Origin of the sequence: Pseudomonas sp. BNK-45 (assembly GCF_047456255.1) — a bacterium.
Lineage (GTDB): Bacteria > Pseudomonadota > Gammaproteobacteria > Pseudomonadales > Pseudomonadaceae > Aquipseudomonas.
The window spans coordinates 2,425,791-2,447,481 of sequence record NZ_CP179909.1 but is presented as its reverse complement, the minus strand read 5'-3'; the positions used below and the strand labels follow the sequence as shown (position 1 = coordinate 2,447,481).

The 21,691-nt window shown below is 62.1% G+C and carries 18 protein-coding genes; 15 read left to right on the top strand and 3 right to left on the bottom strand.

All coding sequences use genetic code 11. The features are described from left to right. Positions 1-11 precede the first annotated feature (11 nt). The gene (arcD, locus tag ACMGG8_RS11450) at positions 12-1,439 is read right to left on the bottom strand and encodes an arginine-ornithine antiporter (RefSeq protein ID WP_414159595.1); all 1,428 of its coding nucleotides are present in this window, start codon (positions 1,437-1,439) and stop codon (positions 12-14) included. 450 nt (positions 1,440-1,889) lie between these two features. On the opposite strand from arcD (ACMGG8_RS11450), the gene arcD (ACMGG8_RS11445) reads away from it, so the two are divergent. The 12 genes from arcD (ACMGG8_RS11445) (at position 1,890) to ACMGG8_RS11390 (ending at position 16,359) form a co-directional block, all read left to right on the top strand. After that, a complete protein-coding gene (gene arcD / locus ACMGG8_RS11445) occupies positions 1,890-3,317 on the top strand; it encodes an arginine-ornithine antiporter (RefSeq protein ID WP_108545338.1) in 1,428 nt (475 codons plus the stop codon). A gap of 52 nt (positions 3,318-3,369) precedes the next feature. Continuing rightward, the gene (gene arcA, locus ACMGG8_RS11440; RefSeq protein WP_060840696.1) at positions 3,370-4,626 is read left to right on the top strand and encodes an arginine deiminase; all 1,257 of its coding nucleotides are present in this window, start codon (positions 3,370-3,372) and stop codon (positions 4,624-4,626) included. Positions 4,627-4,710: 84 nt separating this feature from the next. Continuing rightward, positions 4,711-5,721: an ornithine carbamoyltransferase gene (locus ACMGG8_RS11435; protein ID WP_350023126.1), complete on the top strand. Its 1,011-nt coding sequence runs from the start codon at positions 4,711-4,713 to the stop codon at positions 5,719-5,721. Between the two features lie 87 nt (positions 5,722-5,808). Beyond that, positions 5,809-6,738: a carbamate kinase gene (gene arcC / locus ACMGG8_RS11430; RefSeq protein ID WP_060840697.1), complete on the top strand. Its 930-nt coding sequence runs from the start codon at positions 5,809-5,811 to the stop codon at positions 6,736-6,738. Positions 6,739-6,810: 72 nt separating this feature from the next. After that, positions 6,811-7,170 (top strand): DUF5064 family protein, encoded by a 360-nt coding sequence (locus ACMGG8_RS11425; RefSeq protein ID WP_016967335.1) that lies wholly within the window; start codon positions 6,811-6,813, stop codon positions 7,168-7,170. A gap of 171 nt (positions 7,171-7,341) precedes the next feature. Further along, complete coding sequence (locus ACMGG8_RS11420) at positions 7,342-8,850, top strand: sigma-54-dependent transcriptional regulator (RefSeq protein ID WP_060840698.1); 1,509 nt, start codon at positions 7,342-7,344, stop codon at positions 8,848-8,850. A 427-nt stretch (positions 8,851-9,277) separates the two neighbouring features. Next, positions 9,278-9,661: a glycine cleavage system protein GcvH gene (gcvH, locus tag ACMGG8_RS11415; protein WP_060840699.1), complete on the top strand. Its 384-nt coding sequence runs from the start codon at positions 9,278-9,280 to the stop codon at positions 9,659-9,661. A 10-nt stretch (positions 9,662-9,671) separates the two neighbouring features. Then, entirely contained in the window at positions 9,672-12,521 is a 2,850-nt protein-coding gene (gene gcvP, locus ACMGG8_RS11410) for an aminomethyl-transferring glycine dehydrogenase (RefSeq protein WP_414159594.1), read from the top strand. A gap of 107 nt (positions 12,522-12,628) precedes the next feature. Beyond that, a complete protein-coding gene (locus ACMGG8_RS11405; RefSeq protein ID WP_060840701.1) occupies positions 12,629-14,005 on the top strand; it encodes an L-serine ammonia-lyase in 1,377 nt (458 codons plus the stop codon). A gap of 39 nt (positions 14,006-14,044) precedes the next feature. Then, complete coding sequence (gene gcvT / locus ACMGG8_RS11400; protein WP_060844432.1) at positions 14,045-15,169, top strand: glycine cleavage system aminomethyltransferase GcvT; 1,125 nt, start codon at positions 14,045-14,047, stop codon at positions 15,167-15,169. A gap of 392 nt (positions 15,170-15,561) precedes the next feature. Further along, positions 15,562-15,774: a cold-shock protein gene (locus ACMGG8_RS11395; RefSeq protein WP_007977299.1), complete on the top strand. Its 213-nt coding sequence runs from the start codon at positions 15,562-15,564 to the stop codon at positions 15,772-15,774. A 96-nt stretch (positions 15,775-15,870) separates the two neighbouring features. Beyond that, positions 15,871-16,359, top strand: coding sequence for an RDD family protein (locus ACMGG8_RS11390; protein WP_414159593.1), 489 nt, complete (start codon positions 15,871-15,873; stop codon positions 16,357-16,359). Positions 16,360-16,422: 63 nt separating this feature from the next. Here ACMGG8_RS11390 and nadA read toward each other — a convergent pair whose 3' ends face one another. After that, on the bottom strand, positions 16,423-17,481 hold the full coding sequence (gene nadA, locus ACMGG8_RS11385) for a quinolinate synthase NadA (protein ID WP_060840704.1): 1,059 nt from the start codon (positions 17,479-17,481) through the stop codon (positions 16,423-16,425). A gap of 789 nt (positions 17,482-18,270) precedes the next feature. On the opposite strand from nadA, the gene ACMGG8_RS11380 reads away from it, so the two are divergent. From ACMGG8_RS11380 to ACMGG8_RS11370, 3 genes are all read left to right on the top strand, one after another. Next, positions 18,271-19,512, top strand: coding sequence for a type II and III secretion system protein family protein (locus ACMGG8_RS11380; protein WP_414159592.1), 1,242 nt, complete (start codon positions 18,271-18,273; stop codon positions 19,510-19,512). A gap of 107 nt (positions 19,513-19,619) precedes the next feature. Further along, positions 19,620-20,345 (top strand): tetratricopeptide repeat protein, encoded by a 726-nt coding sequence (locus tag ACMGG8_RS11375; protein ID WP_060840706.1) that lies wholly within the window; start codon positions 19,620-19,622, stop codon positions 20,343-20,345. 2 nt (positions 20,346-20,347) lie between these two features. Continuing rightward, a complete protein-coding gene (locus ACMGG8_RS11370) occupies positions 20,348-20,605 on the top strand; it encodes a DUF3613 domain-containing protein (RefSeq protein ID WP_414159591.1) in 258 nt (85 codons plus the stop codon). Positions 20,606-20,722: 117 nt separating this feature from the next. Here ACMGG8_RS11370 and ACMGG8_RS11365 read toward each other — a convergent pair whose 3' ends face one another. After that, positions 20,723-21,685, bottom strand: a complete 963-nt coding sequence (locus ACMGG8_RS11365; RefSeq protein ID WP_060840708.1) for a type II secretion system F family protein — start codon at positions 21,683-21,685, stop codon at positions 20,723-20,725. Between the last annotated feature and the right edge of the window lie 6 nt (positions 21,686-21,691).

The window sequence follows — 21,691 nt, the reverse complement described above, 5'->3', positions numbered from 1 at the left end:
CACACGTTCGGTCACAGCGCCAGCAGGCCGCTGTACAGGCCATAAGCCGCCAGCGAGGCGCCGATGATCACCGCACCGAAGATCAGTTTTTCCAGCGGGGTGAACAGCGGCTCGCCCTGCTCGCGCTTGGCCTTGGCAAACAGAATCACCCCGGGCGCGTAGAGCAGCGCCGAGAGCAGCAGGTACTTCAAGCCGCCGGCGTACAACAGCCAGATGGCGTAGCTCAGGGCCACGACCGCGATGCACAGGTCCTTCAGCCGCTCCCGGTACGCCTGCTCGTAGGTTTCCCCTCGGCCGCTGAGCAGCACCGCATAGGCTGCCGACCACAGGTAGGGCACCAGGATCATCGACGAGGCGAGGTAGATCAGGTTGGTGTAGGTGCCGGCGGAGAACAGGGTGATCAGCAGGAAGATCTGAATCATGACGTTGGTCAGCCACAGGGCATTGACCGGCACATGGTTGGCGTTTTCCTTCTTCAGGAAGGCCGGCATGGTCCGGTCCCGGGCGGTGGCGTAGAGGATCTCCGCGCACAGCAGGGCCCAGGACAACAAGGCGCCCAACAGCGAAACCGCCAGGCCAATGCTGATCAGCAAGGCGCCCCAGGGGCCGACGATATGCTCCAGCACCGCCGCCAGGGACGGGTTCTGCAGCTTGGCCAGTTCCGGCTGGCTCATGATCCCCAGGGACAGCACGTTGACCAGCACCAGCAGCGCCAGCACCCCGAGAAAGCCGATCACCGTGGCCCGACCGACATCCGCGCGCTTCTGCGCCCGGGCCGAATAGACGCTGGCGCCCTCGATGCCGATGAACACGAACACCGTGACCAGCATCATGTTGCGCACCTGATCCATCACCCCGCCGAAGTTCGGGTTGCTGCGCCCCCAGATATCCCGGGTAAAGATCTCCGCCTTGAACGCCACGGCGGCGATGACGATGAACATCATCAGCGGCACGATCTTCGCCACCGTGGTCAACTGGTTGATGAACGTCGCCTCCTTGATCCCCCGCAGCACCAGAAAATGCACGGCCCACAGCAGCAAGGAGGCGCAGCCGATGGCGACCGGGGTGTTGCCCTGGCCGAACACCGGAAAGAAATAGCCCAGGGTGCTGAACAGCAGGACGAAGTAGCCGACGTTGCCCAGCCAGGCACTGATCCAGTAGCCCCAGGCCGAGGAAAACCCCATGTAGTCGCCGAAACCGGCCTTGGCGTAGGCGTAGACCCCGGAGTCCAGCTCCGGCTTGCGGTTGGCCAGGGTCTGGAAGACGAATGCCAGGGTCAGCATGCCCACCGCCGTGATCCCCCAGCCAATCAGCACGGCGCCGACATCCGCCCGGGCCGCCATGTTCTGCGGCAGCGAGAAAATCCCGCCACCAATCATCGAGCCCACGACCAGAGCGATCAGTGCACCGAGTTGAAGCTTCTGCGCCGGTTGTGACATTCCTACCTCTGCTTCAGTGAGTCGATCGGGCAATAAGACGATAGGCCATTAATGAACATTCCAGAAATGTGCATCTAACAGTAACAGTCAATTAAACAGCCTTTATGGGCGGACTTCAGAATGGCCTTCAGAAGGCACTGAATAACCGAGTATTTTGTTAAACACATGTACTAAGTGCCATCACGCACTGGTTATTAGTTAACCACCCTAGAGGATTTGCACATTCGCCAAAAGGGTCTAGTTTCAAACGACAACAACAATCCGAGCGGCCACTAAAAAGTAGTTTAAAGCCTCTGGAATGGCCCTCTCAGGGCAGCATTCTACCTCCTGCAATAAATCTTAAGTCATTCATTCACAACGGAATGCCGCAATGAACTGATCTAAGTCAGCTGTTCTGATTGCAAGCAGATTTACTCTGACGTCTCTCTTCTCCTGCATTGGAGTCATGCAATGTCTGAATCTCCCGGAAAACTAAGACTGGGCGCCTTAGTCGCCCTGGTAGTGGGTTCCATGATTGGCGGAGGGATCTTTTCCTTACCGCAAAACATGGCAGCCAGCGCCGATGTCGGTGCAGTTCTTATTGGTTGGGCGATTACCGCTGTCGGCATGTTGACCTTGGCATTCGTCTTTCAAACCCTGGCCAATCGCAAACCTGATCTGGACGGCGGTGTCTATGCCTACGCCAAGGCCGGTTTTGGCGACTACATGGGTTTCTCTTCCGCCTGGGGGTACTGGATCAGTGCCTGGCTGGGCAACGTCGGCTATTTCGTCCTGTTGTTCAGCACCCTGGGCTATTTCTTCCCGATCTTCGGTGAGGGCAACACCCCGGCGGCGGTGATCGGTGCCTCAGTGCTGCTCTGGGCCGTGCATTTTCTGGTGCTGCGCGGCATCAAGGAAGCCGCCTTCATCAACCTGGTGACCACGGTCGCCAAGGTCGTACCGCTGCTGCTGTTCGTGCTGATCGCCCTGTTCGCCTTCAAGCTGGACATCTTCACCGCCGACATCTGGGGCGTGAAGAACCCGGACCTGGGCAGCGTGATGAACCAGGTGCGCAACATGATGCTGGTCACCGTCTGGGTGTTCATCGGCATCGAGGGCGCGAGCATCTTCTCGTCCCGGGCGGAAAAACGCTCGGACGTGGGCAAGGCCACCGTCATCGGCTTCATCACCGTGCTGCTGTTCCTGGTGCTGGTGAACGTGCTGTCCCTGGGGATCATGACCCAGCCGGAACTGGCCAAGCTGCAGAACCCGTCCATGGCCGCGGTACTGGAACATGTGGTGGGCCACTGGGGTGCAGTGCTGATCAGCGTCGGCCTGATCATCTCGCTGCTGGGAGCGCTGCTGTCCTGGGTGCTGCTGTGCGCGGAGATCATGTTCGCCGCGGCCAAGGACCACACCATGCCGGAGTTCCTGCGCCGCGAGAACGCCAACCACGTACCGGCCAACGCCCTGTGGCTGACCAACGCCATGGTGCAGATCTTCCTGATCATCACCCTGTTCTCGGCCAGCACCTACCTGTCGCTGATCTACCTCGCCACCTCGATGATCCTGGTGCCCTACCTGTGGTCGGCGGCCTACGCGGTGCTGCTGGCGGTGCGTGGCGAAAGCTACGAACAGGCCCTGGCCGAACGCAAGAAGGACCTGGTCATCGGCGGCATCGCCCTGCTCTACGCGATCTGGCTGCTGTACGCCGGCGGGGTCAAGTACCTGCTGCTCTCGGCCCTGCTCTACGCCCCCGGCGTGGTGCTGTTCGCCAAGGCCAAGATGGAACTGCACAAACCGATTTTCACCAACGTCGAGAAGCTGATTTTTGCCGCGGTGGTCATAGGCGCCCTGGTGGCGGCCTACGGACTCTACGACGGCTTCCTGACCCTGTAGCACGGCCTTTGAAGCCACACCCCGATTGTTTTGTCTCTGGAGGATCACAGTAATGACCACGGAAAAAGTTAAGTACGGCGTCCATTCCGAAGCCGGCAAACTGCGCAAAGTCATGGTTTGCTCCCCAGGCCTGGCCCATCAGCGGCTGACCCCGAACAACTGCGATGAACTGCTGTTCGATGATGTCCTGTGGGTAGCCCAGGCCAAACGCGACCACTTCGACTTCGTCACCAAGATGCGCGAGCGGGACATTGATGTGCTGGAAATGCACAACCTGCTGACCGACATCGTCGCCATGCCCGAAGCCCTGGACTGGATTCTGGAGCGCAAGATCACCGCCAACCAGGTCGGCCTGGGCCTGGTCAATGAGGTCGGTTCGTGGCTGCGCAGCCTGGAGCCGCGCAAGGTCGCCGAGTTCCTGATCGGCGGCGTGTCCGCCGATGACCTGCCCACCAGCTTCGGTGGCAAGACCATCGAGATGTTCCGCGACTTCCTCGGCCACTCCAGCTTCATCCTGCCGCCGCTGCCCAACACCCAGTTCACCCGCGACACCACCTGCTGGATCTACGGCGGCGTGACCCTGAACCCGATGTACTGGCCGGCGCGACGCCAGGAAACCCTGCTGACCACCGCCATCTACAAGTTCCACCCCGAGTTCACCCACGCCGATTTCCAGATCTGGTACGGCGACCCGGACCAGGAACACGGCAACGCCACCCTGGAAGGCGGCGACGTGATGCCCATCGGCAATGGCGTGGTCCTGATCGGCATGGGCGAGCGCTCCTCGCGCCAGGCCATCGGCCAACTGGCGCTGAACCTGTTCAAGCACAAGGCCGTGGAGCGGGTGATCGTCGCCGGCCTGCCGAAATCCCGCGCAGCGATGCACCTGGACACCGTGTTCAGCTTCTGCGACCGCGACCTGGTCACGGTCTTCCCGGAAGTGGTGAGCCAGATCGTCGCCTTCAGCCTGCGCCCTGACGAAAGCAAGCCGGGCGGCATCGACGTGCGCCGCGAGGAAACCAGCTTCCTCGACACCGTGGCCAAGGCCCTCAACCTCAAGGCCCTGCGCGTGGTGGAAACCGGTGGCAACAGCTTCGCCGCCGAACGCGAGCAATGGGACGACGGCAACAACGTGGTGGCCGTGGAACCGGGCGTGGTCATCGGCTACGACCGCAACACCTACACCAACACCCTGCTGCGCAAGGCCGGGGTCGAGGTCATCACCATCAGCGCCGGCGAACTGGGCCGGGGCCGTGGCGGCGGCCACTGCATGACCTGCCCGATCATCCGCGACCCGATCGACTACTAAGCGCCCCTATCCGACATAGCAGCTTGCCGTTGCCCCCACAAAGGGCCTCGGCAAGTGGACGACCGAAATCAAAGGAGATCCATCATGGCTTTCAATATTCACAACCGTAACCTGCTGAGCCTGGAACACCACACTCCACGCGAGCTGCGCTACCTGCTGGACCTGTCCCGCGACCTGAAACGCGCCAAGTACACCGGCACCGAGCAGCAGCACCTCAAGGGCAACAACATCGCCCTGATCTTCGAAAAAACTTCGACCCGCACCCGTTGCGCCTTCGAAGTGGCGGCCTATGACCAGGGTGCCAACGTCACCTACATCGACCCCAACTCGTCGCAGATCGGCCACAAGGAAAGCATGAAGGACACCGCCCGGGTGCTGGGGCGCATGTACGACGCCATCGAGTACCGCGGCTTCAAGCAGGAAATCGTCGAAGAACTGGCGAAGTTCGCCGGGGTGCCGGTGTTCAACGGCCTGACCGACGAATACCACCCGACCCAGATGATCGCCGACGTACTGACCATGCGTGAGCACGCCGACAAGCCGATCCATGAAATCAGCTACGCCTACCTGGGTGATGCGCGTAACAACATGGGCAACTCGCTGCTGCTGGTGGGCGCCAAGCTCGGCATGGACGTGCGCATCTGCGCGCCCAAGGCCCTGTGGCCCCATGACGACCTGGTGCAACGCTGCAAGCAATACGCCGAGGAAAGCGGTGCCCGCCTCACCCTCACCGAAGACCCGAAGGCTGCGGTCAAGGGCGTGGACTTCATCCACACCGACGTCTGGGTGTCCATGGGCGAGCCGGTGGAGGCCTGGGCCGAACGCATCGAGCAACTGCTGCCGTACCAGGTCAATGCCCAGTTGATGAAAGCCACCGGCAACCCACGGACCAAGTTCATGCACTGCCTGCCGGCCTTCCACAACAGCGATACCAAGGTCGGCAAGCAGATCGCCGAACAGTATCCGCACCTGGCCAACGGCATTGAAGTGACCGACGACGTGTTCGAGTCGCCAGCCTGCATCGCCTTCGAGCAAGCGGAAAACCGCATGCACACCATCAAGGCGATCCTGGTTTCGACCCTGGCCGACCTCTAACCCGCCTCCCCTGCCGGGGCCGGCTTGCCAGCCAACCGCTGTTCGTTGGCAAGCCGGCGCCTGCAGAGCCCCTAGAAGGACTGCATTATGCGTATCGTCGTTGCACTGGGCGGTAACGCCCTGCTCCGCCGTGGTGAACCCATGACCGCGGACAACCAACGCGCCAACATCCGCATCGCCACCGAACAGATCGCCAAGATCCATCCCGGCAACCAGCTGGTGATCGCTCACGGCAATGGTCCGCAGGTGGGCCTGCTGTCGCTGCAGGCGGCGGCCTATACCCAGGTTTCGCCCTACCCGCTGGACGTGCTCGGTGCCGAGACCGAAGGCATGATCGGCTACATCATCGAACAGGAACTGGGCAACCTGCTGGACTTCGAGGTGCCTTTCGCCACCTTGCTGACCCAGGTGGAAGTGGATGCCAAGGACCCGGCCTTCAAGAACCCGACCAAGCCCATCGGCCCGGTCTACAGCCAGGAAGAAGCCGAGAAGCTGGCCAAGGAGAAAGGCTGGGCCATCGCCCCGGACGGCGACAAGTACCGCCGGGTGGTGGCCAGCCCGAAACCCAAGCGCATCTTCGAGATCCGCCCGATCAAGTGGCTGCTGGAAAAGAGCAGCATCGTGATCTGCGCCGGCGGTGGCGGCATTCCGACCATGTACGGCGAGGACGGCAAGCTCCGGGGCATCGAGGCGGTGATCGACAAGGACCTGTGTTCGGCGCTGCTGGCCGAGCAACTGGAGGCTGATCTGCTGGTGATCGCCACCGACGTCAACGCAGCCTTCATCGACTTCGGCAAGCCGACCCAGAAGGCCATCGCCCAGGCCCACCCGGATGAAATGGACAAGCTGGGCTTTGCCGCCGGCTCCATGGGCCCCAAGGTCCAGGCTGCCTGCGAATTTGCCCGGCACACTGGCAAAGTCGCGGTGATCGGTTCACTCTCGGACATCGAAGCGATCGTCCAGGGCAAGGCCGGTACCCGCATCAGCACGGCGCAACCCGGCATCCGCTACCTGTAAGACGCTTGCTGTAAGAACTCGGGGCAGGCCCGGTGCCTGCCCTCCTGTCAAAGCCCTGGAGGAGAGACGCCTATGGCCATGTTTGAGCCCGGTCACCTGCATATCGAGCGCCATGCGCTGAGCAAGGACGACTTCAGCTACAACCTGTGCATCGACTATGAACTGGCCCAGGACCCCAAGGAGGGTCACGGCATGCTGTTCACCCTGCACGGCACCATCGAAGGCAAATCCTTGAAAGAGCAGTTCTTCCTGGCCAAGGACCTGGCCTTCGACTTTGCCCGTCATGCCACCCGCATCGCCCAGCAGTACGGTTTGCCCAAGAGCGCCAGCATTGCCTCCATGCACAAGTACTACGACGAGATGTTCGAAGACGTGCGCAAGCAGCTGAACGTCAAGCCCGGTGACCCGATCAACCCCGAACACCTGGCATAACCCCTCTTCTGTAGGAGCCGGCCTGCCGGCGAAATGACCACCGCCATACCTGAGTGCCTGGTCCGCCTTCGCCGGCAAGGCGGCTCCTACGACAGCTCCAGCGATTTCGACTAAGGCTCTCGCCCAAGGCATACTGGCGCCCTTCAGTGTTCCAGAAGCCTCTGTCGCCTCATGCGTATCCACGTCAGCTTCATCGACCGCGTCGGCATCACCCAGGAAGTCCTGGCCCTGCTGGGCGGGCGCAATCTCAACCTGGATGCGGTGGAAATGGTGCCACCCAACGTCTATATCGATGCCCCGACCCTGAGCCCCCAGGTCCTGGAGGAATTGCGCGACGCGCTGTTCAACGTGCGCGGCGTGCAGGCGGTGACCGTGGTCGACATCCTTCCCGGGCAACGCCGGCACTTGCAGCTGGACGCCTTGCTGGCGGCCATGACCGATCCGGTGCTGGCCCTGGACAGCGCCGGTAAAGTGCTGCTGGCCAACCCGGCGCTGATCGCCCTGTATGGCCGCGAGCCGGCCGGGGAAAGCGTCGCCGAACTGTTTGCCGATCCGGCGCTGCTGGAGGCGCTGCTGGAAAACGGCTTTCGCCTGCCGCTACGGGAAATCATCGTCAATGGCCAGACCCTGTTGCTGGACGCCACGCCCATCACCGACGCCGGCGCGCTGCTGACCCTGTACCAGCCCAACCGCATCGGCGAGCGGCTGTCGGCCCTGCACCACGACCACGCCGAGGGCTTCGATGCCCTGCTCGGCGAATCACCGGCGATTCGCACCCTCAAGGCCCGGGCACAACGGGTCGCTGCCCTGGATGCACCGCTGCTGATCCAGGGCGAAACCGGCACCGGCAAGGAGCTGGTGGCCCGTGCCTGCCACGCCATCAGCGCCCGGCACAGCGCGCCGTTCCTGGCCCTGAACTGCGCCGCGCTACCGGAAAACCTGGCCGAGAGCGAACTGTTCGGCTATGCCCCCGGCGCCTTTACCGGTGCCCAGCGCGGCGGCAAGCCGGGCCTGATGGAGCTGGCCAACCAGGGCACGGTGTTTCTCGATGAAATCGGCGAGATGTCGCCCTATCTGCAAGCCAAGCTGCTGCGCTTTCTCAATGACGGCAGCTTTCGCCGGGTGGGCGGCGATCGCGAGATCAAGGTCAATGTGCGCATCCTCAGCGCCACCCACCGCGACCTGGAGAAAATGGTCGGCGAAGGCAGCTTTCGCGAGGACCTGTTCTACCGCCTCAACGTCCTCAACGTGGAAGTGCCGCCGCTGCGCGAGCGCGGCCAGGACATCCTGCTGCTGGCCCGCTACTTCATGCAGCAAGCCTGCGCGCAGATCCAGCGCCCGGTGTGTCGCCTGACCCCGGGCACCTATCCGGCGCTGCTGAGCAACCGCTGGCCGGGCAACGTGCGCCAGTTGCAGAACGTGATCTTTCGCGCGGCGGCCATCTGCGAAAGCAACCTGGTGGACATCGGCGACCTGGACATCGCCGGCACCTCGGTGGCACGGCAGAACGACACCGAAATCGAAAGCCTGGAACAGGCCGTGGAAAGCTTCGAGAAAGAGCTGCTGGAAAACCTCTACGTGCACTACCCCTCGACCCGGCAACTGGCCAACCGCCTGCAGACCTCCCACACCGCCATCGCCCATCGCCTGCGCAAGTACGGCATTCCCAACAAGGCCTGACCGGCTCCCCTGGGGCAGGAGCCGGCTGGCCGGCGAAGGGCTGCCTGGGCCTGGCGCGGCCCTTGCGGGCACCTTCACTGGCAAGCCACAACCTGCTCTCGAGCCTGAACCCCGCGCCGCGTCTTGCGTTCTGGAAGCGACCTGCAACTGTACTGAAAGCGCTACAGCGGAACGATTTCGCTACACGGCCTTGTAATCGCTGCCGTGCAAGGCTTTGATCCTCAAAGCCTTTTCTCTACGCCGTCAGCTGTAGCGATTTCGCTACACGAGAACGCGGCGGGCACCCAGCCACAATACTTAACTCATTGATTTTAAAGGCCTAACTATTTATTGGCCGCATTCTTGCTATGGGTATTGTCATCCGGCTCGGCCCCGCACGAGCATTCAATCGCGTCCACCAGACGAGTCTGGCCCCTGAGGAGTTTCCATGAGCGAGTTGCGTTTTACTGAAGATCACGAATGGCTGCGTAGCGAAGCGGATGGCAGTGTCACCGTCGGCATCACGGCTTTCGCCCAGAACGCCCTGGGTGATGTGGTGTTTGTGCAACTGCCGGAGCTGCAGAGCTACGCAAAGGGCGCGGAAGCCGCCACCGTGGAGTCGGTAAAGGCCGCCAGCGGCGTGTACATGCCGCTCGACGGTGAAGTGGTCGCCACCAACCCGGCCCTGGAAGACAGCCCTGAGCTGGTCAACGAAGACCCGCTGGGCGAAGGCTGGTTCTTCCGCTTCATTCCCGCCGATGCCGCCGCTGTCGGCCAACTGCTGGATCAGGACGCCTACGACCGCCTGATCAAAGCCAGCGCCGAAGCCTGAGGAGCCCGTCATGACCGTCAACCTGACTACCGCCAACGAATTCATCGCGCGCCACATCGGCCCGCGCCAGGCCGATGAGCAAGCCATGCTCAACAGCCTGGGCTTCGACTCCCTGGAAGCCCTGAGCGCCAGCGTGATTCCCGACAGCATCAAGGGCACCAGCGTGCTGGACCTGGGCCATGGCCAGAGCGAAGCCGAGGCCCTGGCCTCGATCAAGGCCATCGCCGCCAAGAACCAGCTGTTCAAGACCTACATCGGCCAGGGCTACTACAGCTGCCATACCCCCTCGCCGATCCTGCGCAACCTGCTGGAAAACCCGGCCTGGTACACCGCCTACACCCCCTACCAGCCGGAAATCTCCCAAGGTCGCCTGGAAGCCCTGCTGAACTTCCAGACCCTGATCAGCGACCTGACCGGCCTGCCGATCGCCAATGCCTCGCTGCTGGACGAAGGCACCGCCGCCGCCGAAGCCATGACCTTCTGCAAGCGCCTGAGCAAGAACAAGGGCAGCCATGCCTTCTTCGCCTCGGTGCATTGCCACCCGCAAACCCTGGACGTACTGCGCACCCGTGCCGAGCCCCTGGGAATCAACGTGGTGGTGGGCGATGAGCGCAAGCTGACCGACGTCAGCCCGTTCTTCGGTGCCCTGCTGCAATACCCGGCGAGCAACGGCGACCTGTTCGACTACCGCGAACTGACCGAGCGCTTCCACGCCGCCAACGCCCTGGTGGCCGTGGCCGCCGACCTGCTGGCCCTGACCCTGCTGACTCCGCCGGGGGAATTCGGCGCCGACGTGGCCATCGGCAGCGCCCAGCGCTTCGGTGTACCGCTGGGCTTCGGTGGCCCGCATGCGGCCTATTTCTCCACCCGCGATGCGTTCAAGCGCGACATGCCGGGCCGTTTGGTGGGCGTCTCCGTAGACCGTTTCGGCAAGCCGGCCCTGCGCCTGGCCATGCAGACCCGCGAGCAGCATATCCGTCGCGAAAAGGCCACCAGCAACATCTGCACCGCCCAGGTCCTGCTGGCCAACATTGCCAGCATGTATGCCGTCTATCACGGTCCCAAGGGCCTGATTCAGATTGCCCTGCGCATCCACCAGTTGACCGCGATCCTGGCCAAGGGCCTGAAGGCGCTGGGGCTGGTCGTGGAGCAGGACAACTTCTTCGACACCCTGAGCCTGCACACCGGTGCCGGCACCGCCGCGCTGCACGACAAGGCACGCGCCCAGGGCATCAACCTGCGGGTAATCGACGCTGAGCGCCTTGGCCTGTCCCTGGACGAAACCACCACCCAGGCCGACGTCGAAGGCCTGTGGAGCCTGCTGGGCGACGGCCAGGCCGCGCCGGACTTCGCCGCGCTGGCGGCCACGGTGAGCAGCAGCATCCCCGCGGCCCTGGTCCGTCAGTCGGCGATCCTCAGCCACCCGGTGTTCAACCGCTATCACTCGGAAACCGAGCTGATGCGCTACCTGCGCAAGCTGGCGGACAAGGACCTGGCCCTGGATCGCACCATGATCCCCCTGGGCTCCTGCACCATGAAGCTCAACGCCGCCAGCGAGATGATTCCGATCACCTGGGCCGAATTCGGTGCGCTGCACCCCTTCGCCCCGGCCGAGCAGAGTGCTGGCTACCAGCAACTGACCACCGAGCTGGAGGCGATGCTCTGCGCCGCGACCGGCTACGACGCTGTCTCCCTGCAACCCAACGCCGGGTCCCAGGGTGAGTACGCCGGCCTGCTGGCCATCCGTGCCTATCACCAGAGCCGTGGCGATGACCGTCGCGACATCTGCCTGATTCCGTCATCGGCCCACGGCACCAACCCGGCCACCGCCAACATGGCCGGCATGCGCGTGGTGGTCACCGCCTGCGACGCCCGCGGCAACGTCGATATCGAAGACCTGCGGGCCAAGGCCATCGAGCACCGCGAACACCTCGCCGCGCTGATGATCACCTACCCGTCGACCCACGGCGTGTTCGAGGAAGGCATCCGCGAAATCTGCGGCATCATTCATGACAACGGCGGCCAGGTGTACATCGACGGCGCCAACATGAACGCCATGGTCGGCCTCTGCGCGCCGGGCAAATTCGGTGGCGACGTGTCCCACCTGAACCTGCACAAGACCTTCTGCATTCCCCACGGCGGTGGCGGCCCGGGCGTGGGCCCGATCGGCGTCAAGTCGCACCTGGCGCCCTTCCTCCCCGGTCACGCCGCGCTGGAGAACAAGAAAGGCGCGGTGTGTGCCGCACCGTTCGGCAGCGCCAGCATCCTGCCGATCACCTGGATGTACATCCGCATGATGGGCGGCGCCGGCCTCAAGCACGCATCGCAGCTGGCGATCCTCAACGCCAACTACATTTCGCGGCGCCTGGAAGAGCACTACCCCGTGCTCTACACCGGCAGCAACGGCCTGGTGGCCCACGAATGCATCCTCGACCTGCGTCCGCTGAAAGACAGCAGCGGCATCAGCGTCGATGACGTGGCCAAGCGCCTGATCGATTTCGGCTTCCACGCCCCGACCATGTCGTTCCCGGTGGCCGGCACCCTGATGATCGAGCCGACCGAAAGCGAATCCAAGGAAGAACTGGACCGCTTCTGCGACGCCATGATCCGCATCCGCGAGGAAATCCGCGCGGTGGAAAACGGCACCCTGGACAAGGACGACAACCCGCTGAAGAACGCTCCGCACACGGCAGCGGAACTGGTGGGTGAATGGTCCCACCCGTACAGCCGTGAGCAGGCCGTGTACCCAGTGGCCTCGCTGATCGAAGGCAAGTATTGGCCGCCGGTTGGCCGGGTCGACAACGTGTTCGGCGACCGCAACCTGGTGTGTGCCTGCCCGTCGATCGAAAGCTACGCCTAAGGCAGCCACAAGCTAGTAGCCTCAAGCTGCAAGAAAGAGCCGATCGGCCTCTGACTTGCAGCTTGTCGCTTGCCGCTGCCTCTATAACAAGAAACCGGAGAACCAACATGTCCCTGAGCGTGTTCGACCTGTTCAAGATTGGCATCGGCCCCTCCAGCTCCCACACCGTTGGCCCGATGCGCGCGGCTGCGCGTTTTGTCGAAGGCCTGCGTCGCGATGACCTGCTGGCGGCTACCGCCTGCGTCAAGGTCGAGCTGTACGGCTCGCTGGGCGCCACCGGCAAGGGCCACGGCAGCGACAAGGCGGTATTGCTGGGCCTGGAAGGCGAACAACCGGACACCGTGAATACCGAGAACATCGCCACTCGGCTGCAGGCGATACGCAGCAGCGGGCGAATCAACCTGCTCGGTGAACACAGCATTGCGTTCAACGAGAAAGAACACCTGGCAATGATCCGCAAACCCCTGGCCTATCACCCCAATGGCATGATTTTTCGTGCCTTCGATAGCGCCGGCCTGCAGATCCGCAGCCGCGAGTACTACTCCGTGGGCGGTGGTTTCGTGGTCGACGAAGACGCCGCCGGCGCCGACCGTATCGTCGAAGACACCACTCGCCTGACCTTCCCCTTCAAGACCGCCAAGGAGCTGCTGCAACATTGCAGCACCTATGGCCTGTCCATCAGCCAGGTGATGCTGACCAACGAAAGCGCCTGGCGCCCGGAAGCGGAAACCCGCGCCGGCCTGCTGAAGATCTGGCAGGTGATGCAGGACTGCGTGGCTGCCGGTTGCCGCAATGAAGGCATCCTGCCGGGCGGGCTCAAGGTCAAGCGGCGCGCCGCCGCCCTGCACCGCCAGTTGTGCCTGCACCCGGAGGCCGCGCTGCGTGATGCGCTATCGGTGCTGGACTGGGTCAATCTCTACGCCCTGGCGGTCAACGAGGAAAACGCCAACGGCGGACGCGTGGTCACGGCGCCCACCAATGGTGCGGCCGGGATCATCCCGGCGGTGTTGCACTACTACATGCGCTTCACTCCCGGGGCCAACGAAGACGGGGTGGTGCGTTTTCTCCTCACGGCCGCGGCCATCGGCATCCTGTACAAGGAAAACGCCTCGATCTCCGGCGCCGAAGTCGGCTGCCAGGGCGAAGTGGGCGTGGCCTGCTCGATGGCCGCCGGGGCCTTGTGCGAAGTCCTCGGCGGCAGCGTGCAGCAGGTGGAGAACGCCGCGGAAATCGGCATGGAACACAACCTCGGGCTGACCTGCGACCCGATCGGCGGCCTGGTGCAGGTGCCTTGCATCGAGCGCAACGCCATGGGTTCGGTGAAGGCCATCAATGCGGTGCGCATGGCCCTGCGCGGCGACGGGCAACATTTCGTCTCCCTCGACAAGGTCATCCGCACCATGCGCCAGACCGGCGCCGACATGAAAAGCAAATACAAGGAGACCGCCCGTGGCGGTCTGGCCGTGAACATTATCGAGTGCTGATACGCCGCCCGTATCCGCACGTTTTTTCAGGAGTTGCCCATGTCCACCGAAACACTGTTGAAAACCCCACTGCACAGCCTGCACCTGGAGCTCGGCGCCCGCATGGTGCCATTCGCCGGTTACGACATGCCGGTGCAGTACCCGCTGGGGGTCATGAAGGAACACCAGCACACCCGTGAGCAGGCCGGGCTGTTCGATGTGTCCCACATGGGGCAGATTCTCCTGCGTGGCGCCAATGCCGCCCAGGCCCTGGAAACCCTGGTGCCGGTGGACATCATCGACCTGCCGGTGGGTATGCAGCGCTATGCCATGTTCACCAATGAACAGGGCGGCATCCTCGACGACCTGATGGTCGCCAATCTCGGCGACGACCAGCTGTTCCTGGTGGTCAACGCCGCCTGCAAGGAACAGGACCTGGCCCACCTGCGCCGCCATCTCGGCGAGCAGTGCGACATTCAGCCGCTGTTCGAGGAACGCGCCCTCCTGGCCCTGCAAGGCCCGGCGGCAGTCAAGGTACTGGCGCGCCTGGCCCCGGAAGTGGCCAGCATGACCTTCATGCAGTTCAAGCCGGTGACCGTGCTGGGTGCGGACTGCTTTGTCAGCCGTTCGGGCTATACCGGGGAAGACGGTTTCGAAATCTCGGTACCTGCCGAGCAGGCGGAAAAACTCGCCCGTGCCCTGCTGGCCGAACCGGAAGTGGCGGCCATCGGCCTGGGCGCCCGCGACTCCCTGCGCCTGGAAGCCGGCCTGTGCCTGTACGGCCATGACATGAACAGTGACACCACACCGATTCAGGCCAGCCTGCTGTGGGCCATCTCCAAGGCTCGCCGCGCGGACGGCGCACGTGCCGGCGGGTTCCCTGGTGCCGAGGTGATCTTTGCCCAACAACAGGGCGGCGTCGATCGCAAACGTGTCGGCCTGCTGCCTCAGGAACGCACGCCAGTGCGCGAAGGTGCGGAAATCGTCGACGCCGAAGGAAACATCATCGGCAGCGTATGCAGCGGTGGCTTTGGTCCGACCCTCGGCGCACCATTGGCGATGGGTTACCTCGATATCCAGCACTGTGCACTTGATACGCCAGTTGCAGCGATAGTACGTGGGAAAAAGGTGCCAATGCTTGTAAGCAAAATGCCATTCGTACCCCAACGCTACTACCGAGGCTGAGGGACTGTTTCTATAAGTAACGCGGTTGCGTTAAAAGTGCACTAATCTGTAACGCAACCGCCATAAAACAGTGCATATTTTCGCTACTGAACACTACTTATAACGCCCGAAAACAATTGAACAACTCTATCGAATAAGGCCTGCACGCTAGTTCCGCCAAACCTCGGAAAGCTGAGTAAAACCGGGGCTTCGCGGGGCTTGTTTTTTCTCCCGTAGTTGGCGTAGAGTTTCCCCACTGTGTTTGCATGGGTCGCTTGGAATCGTGACCTGGGCAGTAGCCAACAAGTTTGCTACAACCCGTTCGACGTCTCTTACTTTCCTGCAACCCAGCCCAGTACTCTTCCACGAGGAAGAGACTGTCATTAATTTTTTAGCGTCAAAGGAAATAAGAAATGTCCCAACGTCAGAGCGGTACCGTCAAGTGGTTTAACGACGAGAAAGGTTTTGGTTTTATCACTCCAGAAAGCGGTCCGGATCTGTTCGTACACTTCCGCGCTATTCAGGGCAACGGCTTCAAGAGCCTGAAAGAAGGCCAAAAAGTGACCTTCATCGCTGTGCAAGGCCAGAAAGGCATGCAAGCTGACGAAGTACAAGCAGAAGCTTAATCGTCTGTAACGAAAAAGCCCCTGATGCTGACATCAGGGGCTTTTTTGTGCGCGCAATTCCGTAAAATGGCTTCTTTTTTCAGTCGAGAGCCTGTCATGTCGAAGCATCTGCTAAGCCCCCAAGGCGATTTCCCTCCTGTCGGCCTGGGGCGTCGCCTGGCAGCGATGTTCTATGATTTTCTGCTGTGCGTCGCCCTGCTGATCGTCACCGGCGGCATCTACAAATTTATCCAGATGCAGATCATCGGCGAAGCGCGGATGCGTGCCTTGACCGAATCCGGCGCTCTGGATGGCGACCCGCTGTACTCCACCGTCCTGCTGTTTGTGCTGTTCGGCTTCTTCGCCAAATTCTGGACCCATTCAGGGCAGACCCTGGGCATGCAGGTCTGGGGCATCCGCGTACAGAACGCCGATGGCAGCCGCATCAGCCTGTGGCAGGCATTGCTGCGCTTCATGGTATCGATCGCGTCCTGGCTGTGTGCCGGCCTGGGCTTCTTCTGGGTGCTGGTGGACAAGCAGAAACGCAGCTGGCATGACATCTACTCCAACACCCAGCTGGTACGCATCCCTAAACAGAAGAAATAACCCGCCACCAACAAAAACGCCCCGACAAGTCGGGGCGTTTGCATGACTACGCAATAAAACCGCTCAGGCGTTGCCCGCCAGTTTCATTCGTGCCGCCTGGGTGAAGTCCAGCATGCGCTTGAGCGGTCGAACGGCATTGGGGATCAGCGCCGGGTCCACTTGAATCTCGTTGCTGCCCTGTTGCAGGCACTGCAGGGTGCGCTCCAGGGTGTTCATGGCCATCCACGGGCAATGGGCGCAACTGCGGCACGCTGCGCCGTTACCGGCCGTAGGCGCCTCGATGAACACCTTGTCCGGGCACAGCTGCTGCATCTTGTAGAAGATGCCGCGGTCGGTGGCGACGATGAAGGTCTTGTTCGGCAGACGCTGTGCGGCGGCGATCAGCTGGCTGGTGGAACCGACCGCGTCCGCCAGTTCGATCACCGAGCTGGGGGACTCGGGGTGCACCAGGATGGCAGCCTCCGGGTACAGCGCCTTCATGTCTTCCAATTGCTTGGACTTGAACTCTTCGTGAACGATGCAGGCACCGTCCCAGAGCAGCATGTCGGCCCCGGTCTGGCGCTGGATGTAGGTGCCCAGGTGCTTGTCCGGGCCCCAGATGATCTTCTCGCCGTTATCCATCAGGCTTTCGACGATCTCCAGCGCACAGCTGGAAGTCACCACCCAGTCGGCACGGGCTTTGACCGCCGCCGAGGTATTGGCATAAACCACCACGGTGCGTTCGGGGTGCTGATCGCAGAAGGCCGAGAACTCGTCCACCGGGCAACCCAGGTCGAGCGAGCAAGTGGCCTCCAGCGTCGGCATCAGCACGCGTTTTTCAGGGTTGAGAATCTTCGCCGTCTCCCCCATGAAGCGCACCCCGGCCACCACCACGGTCTTGGCCGGATGAGCGTTGCCGAAACGGGCCATTTCCAGAGAGTCGGAAACACAGCCGCCGGTTTCTTCGGCCAGGGCCTGAATCACCGGATCACAATAGAAATGCGCAACCAGCACCGCGTCCTGAGCCTTGAGCTCTGCAGCGATGGCGGCACGAAAATGGGCCTCTTGCTCAGCACTCAAGGGTTTGGGCTGTTTGGCGTCGAGGTGGGCTTGAACCAGAAGGCGTTCGGAAATTTGCGTCATGTTCGCAAGACCTGCAGGCGCTTGGGCGCGAAAGTCGAGTATACCACCGGCTCCGGACCGCTTAGGGCCCCGCCGGGAGAGTGAGTTCATCAGGTACGGACAGCATTTGAGCCGCGCAAGGCTACAGAATATCCGGGGCATTCAAAAGCCAATTCTGTCCGGCGCCTGCTCCTTGCGACCCGGGTCGCCCCGCGCAAACACCACCCGCACGCACAACCCGCTCCAGGCCTGATCCTCGGAGTAAGCGAAATAGATCTCCGCGTCGTGGCGCTCACGATGGAAAGCCCCAGCCCCAGCCTCTCGCTCGCCAGATCACAAGGCGCACAGCACTGTCGCCCAGTAGAACCATTCGTGCCGAAGAGTAACGACCTGTCGGATCGAAAGACTGCGTTCAACGCCGTACCAGACAGCCAGGTTGATCGCCAACAGCAGCGCAAACGCCTGACTGCGCCTGAATTGGCGCGAGGCAGAGGTTACAAGGGAAAACTTAGCTGAAACTGAGCGGCCTTTGACGCGTCACCCATGCCTCGTGAAATGCCCGTCCAGCGGCATTCCCACGCGCTTCGCAGGCTGTAGCAAGGCCCATGCTTGCACGGCTCGGTGGGCGCTCAGAGCATAGAGAGTTTTTTTTTACAATTAATAGCATTTTGAACTTTCTACGCTAACGTCAGATAACGAAACAGTTATCTGGGATCAGCAAGGAAAAGCCTATTTCAGAGTGCTCTGACGAATGATTCGTGGCGCCCGACTGTCCCGGCTGACCCTCCCAGCCAATCAAGGAAGCAGTAAATGAACAGTGATTGCTTGCAGGTACTCAGGCGAGTGACATGGACACTCATTTTCGCGGCTTTACCTACAGGAGTGACCCTGGCGGCAGCGAACAATTGTGCGGGGCTGGAACCACTACCGGCAGTGCTTGAAGTCAGCGAGGGCATGCAGACAGCCATACGCTCTCCCGTGGCCATCACCCGGCTGGCGGTGGGTGATCCGAAAATCGTCGACGTACACCTCAATGGCAATGACTCCTACCTGCTGACTGGCATTGCGCCCGGCGCCACCAGCCTGATGGTCTGGAGCGCCTGTTCCAGTTCGCCACGGCAAAGCATGGTCTTCGTCCAGGGCAAAGCAGCCCAATCGCTGGCGGGCTCGCAACTACCCCCTTCTGAAAGTCCCCTGCTGCCCAGCCAGGTGCAGACCGACATCCGCTTTGTCGAAGTCAGCCGTACCAAGCTGAAGGAAGCCAGTACCTCGATCTTCGGCAAGAGCGGCAACTTTCTGTTTGGCTCGCCCAATTCCGTTCCCGGCGTCACGGTGACGCCCGGGCAGGTCGGCAACCTGGCACCCCGTATCCCGCTGAATAATGGCAGCTTCAATATCGGCTTTGGCGGCGGCAATGTGCTGGGGATTATCAACGCACTTGAAGGCAGCGGCTTCGCCTATACCCTGGCGCGTCCCAGCCTGGTGGCCCTGAGCGGGCAGAGTGCGAGTTTCCTGGCCGGTGGCGAGGTGCCGATCCCGGTGCCGAGCTCTGGCAGCGACAACATTTCCATCGAGTACAAGGAGTTCGGTATCCGCCTGACCCTGACCCCTACCGTCATCGGCAACAACCGCATCGCCCTGAAAGTGGCGCCGGAAGTCAGCGAACTCGATTACAACAACGGAGTGGTAATCTCCAGCACCAGAGTTCCGGCGCTGATTGTCCGGCGTACCGACACCAGCATTTCCCTGGCTGACGGCGAGAGCTTCGTGATCAGTGGCCTGATCAGCACCAACAACAGCTCCAGCGTGAGCAAGCTGCCAGGCCTGGGCAACATTCCCATCATCGGCGCGTTCTTTCGCGACTCCACGATCAATCGTGAAGAGAAGGAGCTGCTGATGGTGGTCACCCCCCATCTGGTGCAACCACTGGCCGCCAATGCTCAGTTGCCTTCACTACCAGGTGAGCAGATGCGCAATTACGATCCGAACTGGTTCCGCATGTACTTCCTGGAAGACGGCGACTTTGATCGGCGCAGTGGACTATCGCAATGAACCAGCACCTAACCTCCTCCCTGGTGATGAAATTGAGTAATCCGGGCCTCGACAGGCCGCGCCTGGAGGTCATGACCCGAGCATCGAGCGCGTTTCGGGAGCGGAAAATGAAAGCCATGATAGTGGCGATAGGGTTGGCGATACTCGGTGGCTGCGCCTCACCTGGAGGCGCATCCTGGTCGTCGCTGAGCGCTCCGGAAAACTGCGCCAAGATCAACTCCGACCAGGAATTGTCACTCAGCCTGGCAGACGAAATGATCAACGGCGGCAAACTGCATGCTGGCCTGGCCAACCTGCAACGCCTGCCGGACGACCTTCCGGCAGTGCGCCTGCGCAAGGCCAAGATCTACCGCCTGCTGGGACAACGCGAAGCCGACCCGCTATACCGCAGTCTGCTCGGCGGTTGCCTGGCCGCGGAAGGCGAACATGGCCTGGGACAACTGGCCGCGGGGCGCGGCGATAACGAACAGGCCCTGGTGCACCTGCAACGTGCAGCCCGGCTTTCTCCCACCGACGAGAAAATCCGCAACGATCTGGGCGTGGTCTACCTCAATCAACGACGCCTGAAAGAAGCCCGATTCGAGTTCATCACCGCCATGGAGCTCAAACAGTCGGATCAATTGGCGGCCCTCAATCTGGTGACCTTGCTGATCTATCAAGGGAACTGGAAGCAAGCCTCGGAAGTGGTCAGCCGTGTCGGCCTGAGTCCGGGGCAAGTTACCGAAGCCAAGGCCCGCGCAGAAAAACTCAGGACCACGGCGCCCAATGATCGGGTAGCGACCGCCGGCGATCCGGCGCAACCCGACGCCATCCCCTCGACAACGCAGAGGTAGTGATGAAACACAACATGCTCAGTTGCCTGGGCCTCTTGCTGCTTCCCCTTGCGGCTCAGGCCATCGAACACGGTCCGTCCTCCCCACAGCAGCAGGTCACCGAAACCTGGTTGCAACTGCAAAGCCGCAATCAGGTCGCGTCGCGCACGCCGCAGCCGGCGACTCCCGGTGAGCGGGAGTTGAGCCTGCAGCGCTGGATGGAGAGCTACAAACACGCGATCCCCGAGTACTACAAGGAATACTCGGGCAAGGGGAAATAAGCCGTAGCTGTCAGCGGCGCGCCTCAAGCCCGGCGGCCATCGTTCGACCCGCCCTCCTGCACCTGCCCCATCCGCTGATGGAGCAGGCTGGCAGGCATCTGCCGCGGCTCACGTCTTTCATAACTTCCCGAAGACCTTGAATACACCAATGATTGCCGGACCTATGGCCACCAGGAAAAAGCTCGGCCACAGGCAGAAAATCAATGGAAAGATCAACTTGGTCCCCACTTTTGCGGCCTTTTCCTCCGCCAGCTGAGTACGCCGGTCGCGAAATTCCTCGGCATAAATCCGCAAGGTCGTCCCCACGCTCGTACCAAAGCGGATGCTCTGCGCCAGCAGGCTCACCAGGCCCCGAATGTCCTCCAGCCCGGTCCGATCCGCCAGGCGCTTGAGCGCTTCGGTACTGGGAATACCGGCACGGATTTCAGAGTTGACCAGCGCCAGCTCCAGAGCCAGGTCCGGTTGGCTGACGGCCATTTCCTCAGACACCCGCTCGATGGCCTGGGGCAAGGCCAGGCCGGACTCGACACAGACCACCATCAGATCAAGCGCATCCGGAAAGGCCACCAGCAAGCGGGTCGTGCGCGCCTGCCGCCGCGCACTGACATAGATCGCCGGAGCCAGCCAGCCGATACCGGCCGCCAGAATCAGCAGGAAGATCCCCAGGAGCAGCGACAGCTTCGGAATCAGCGGCAACACCAGGACCACCAGGCCCAGCATGAGCAACGGCGACAGCAAGCGCAGGGCCCAGTACATCTGCACCGCCGCAGGCGAGCGATACCCCGCGTGTATCAGCAGGGTCCGGGTCGCTGAGACCTGGTCCTGCTCTTGCGCAACAAAACGCTGGCCGACCTGTTCAAGCATCAACTGCAGGTTGCTCGGAGCCTCCCGAGTCACCGCTCCATGGCCACGCTTGATCAGCAACAGGCGACGCTGCACCGGGTCTTGCAACCCCATCACCAGCAGCACCAGGGTCGCCGCCGCGAACACCACGCTCAGGCCGATGGCCGCGGAGAACAGCAGGCGCGCGAGCGCTTCGTTGCCCACCACGCGATTGATCAGACTCAATAGATAATCCATGACCTC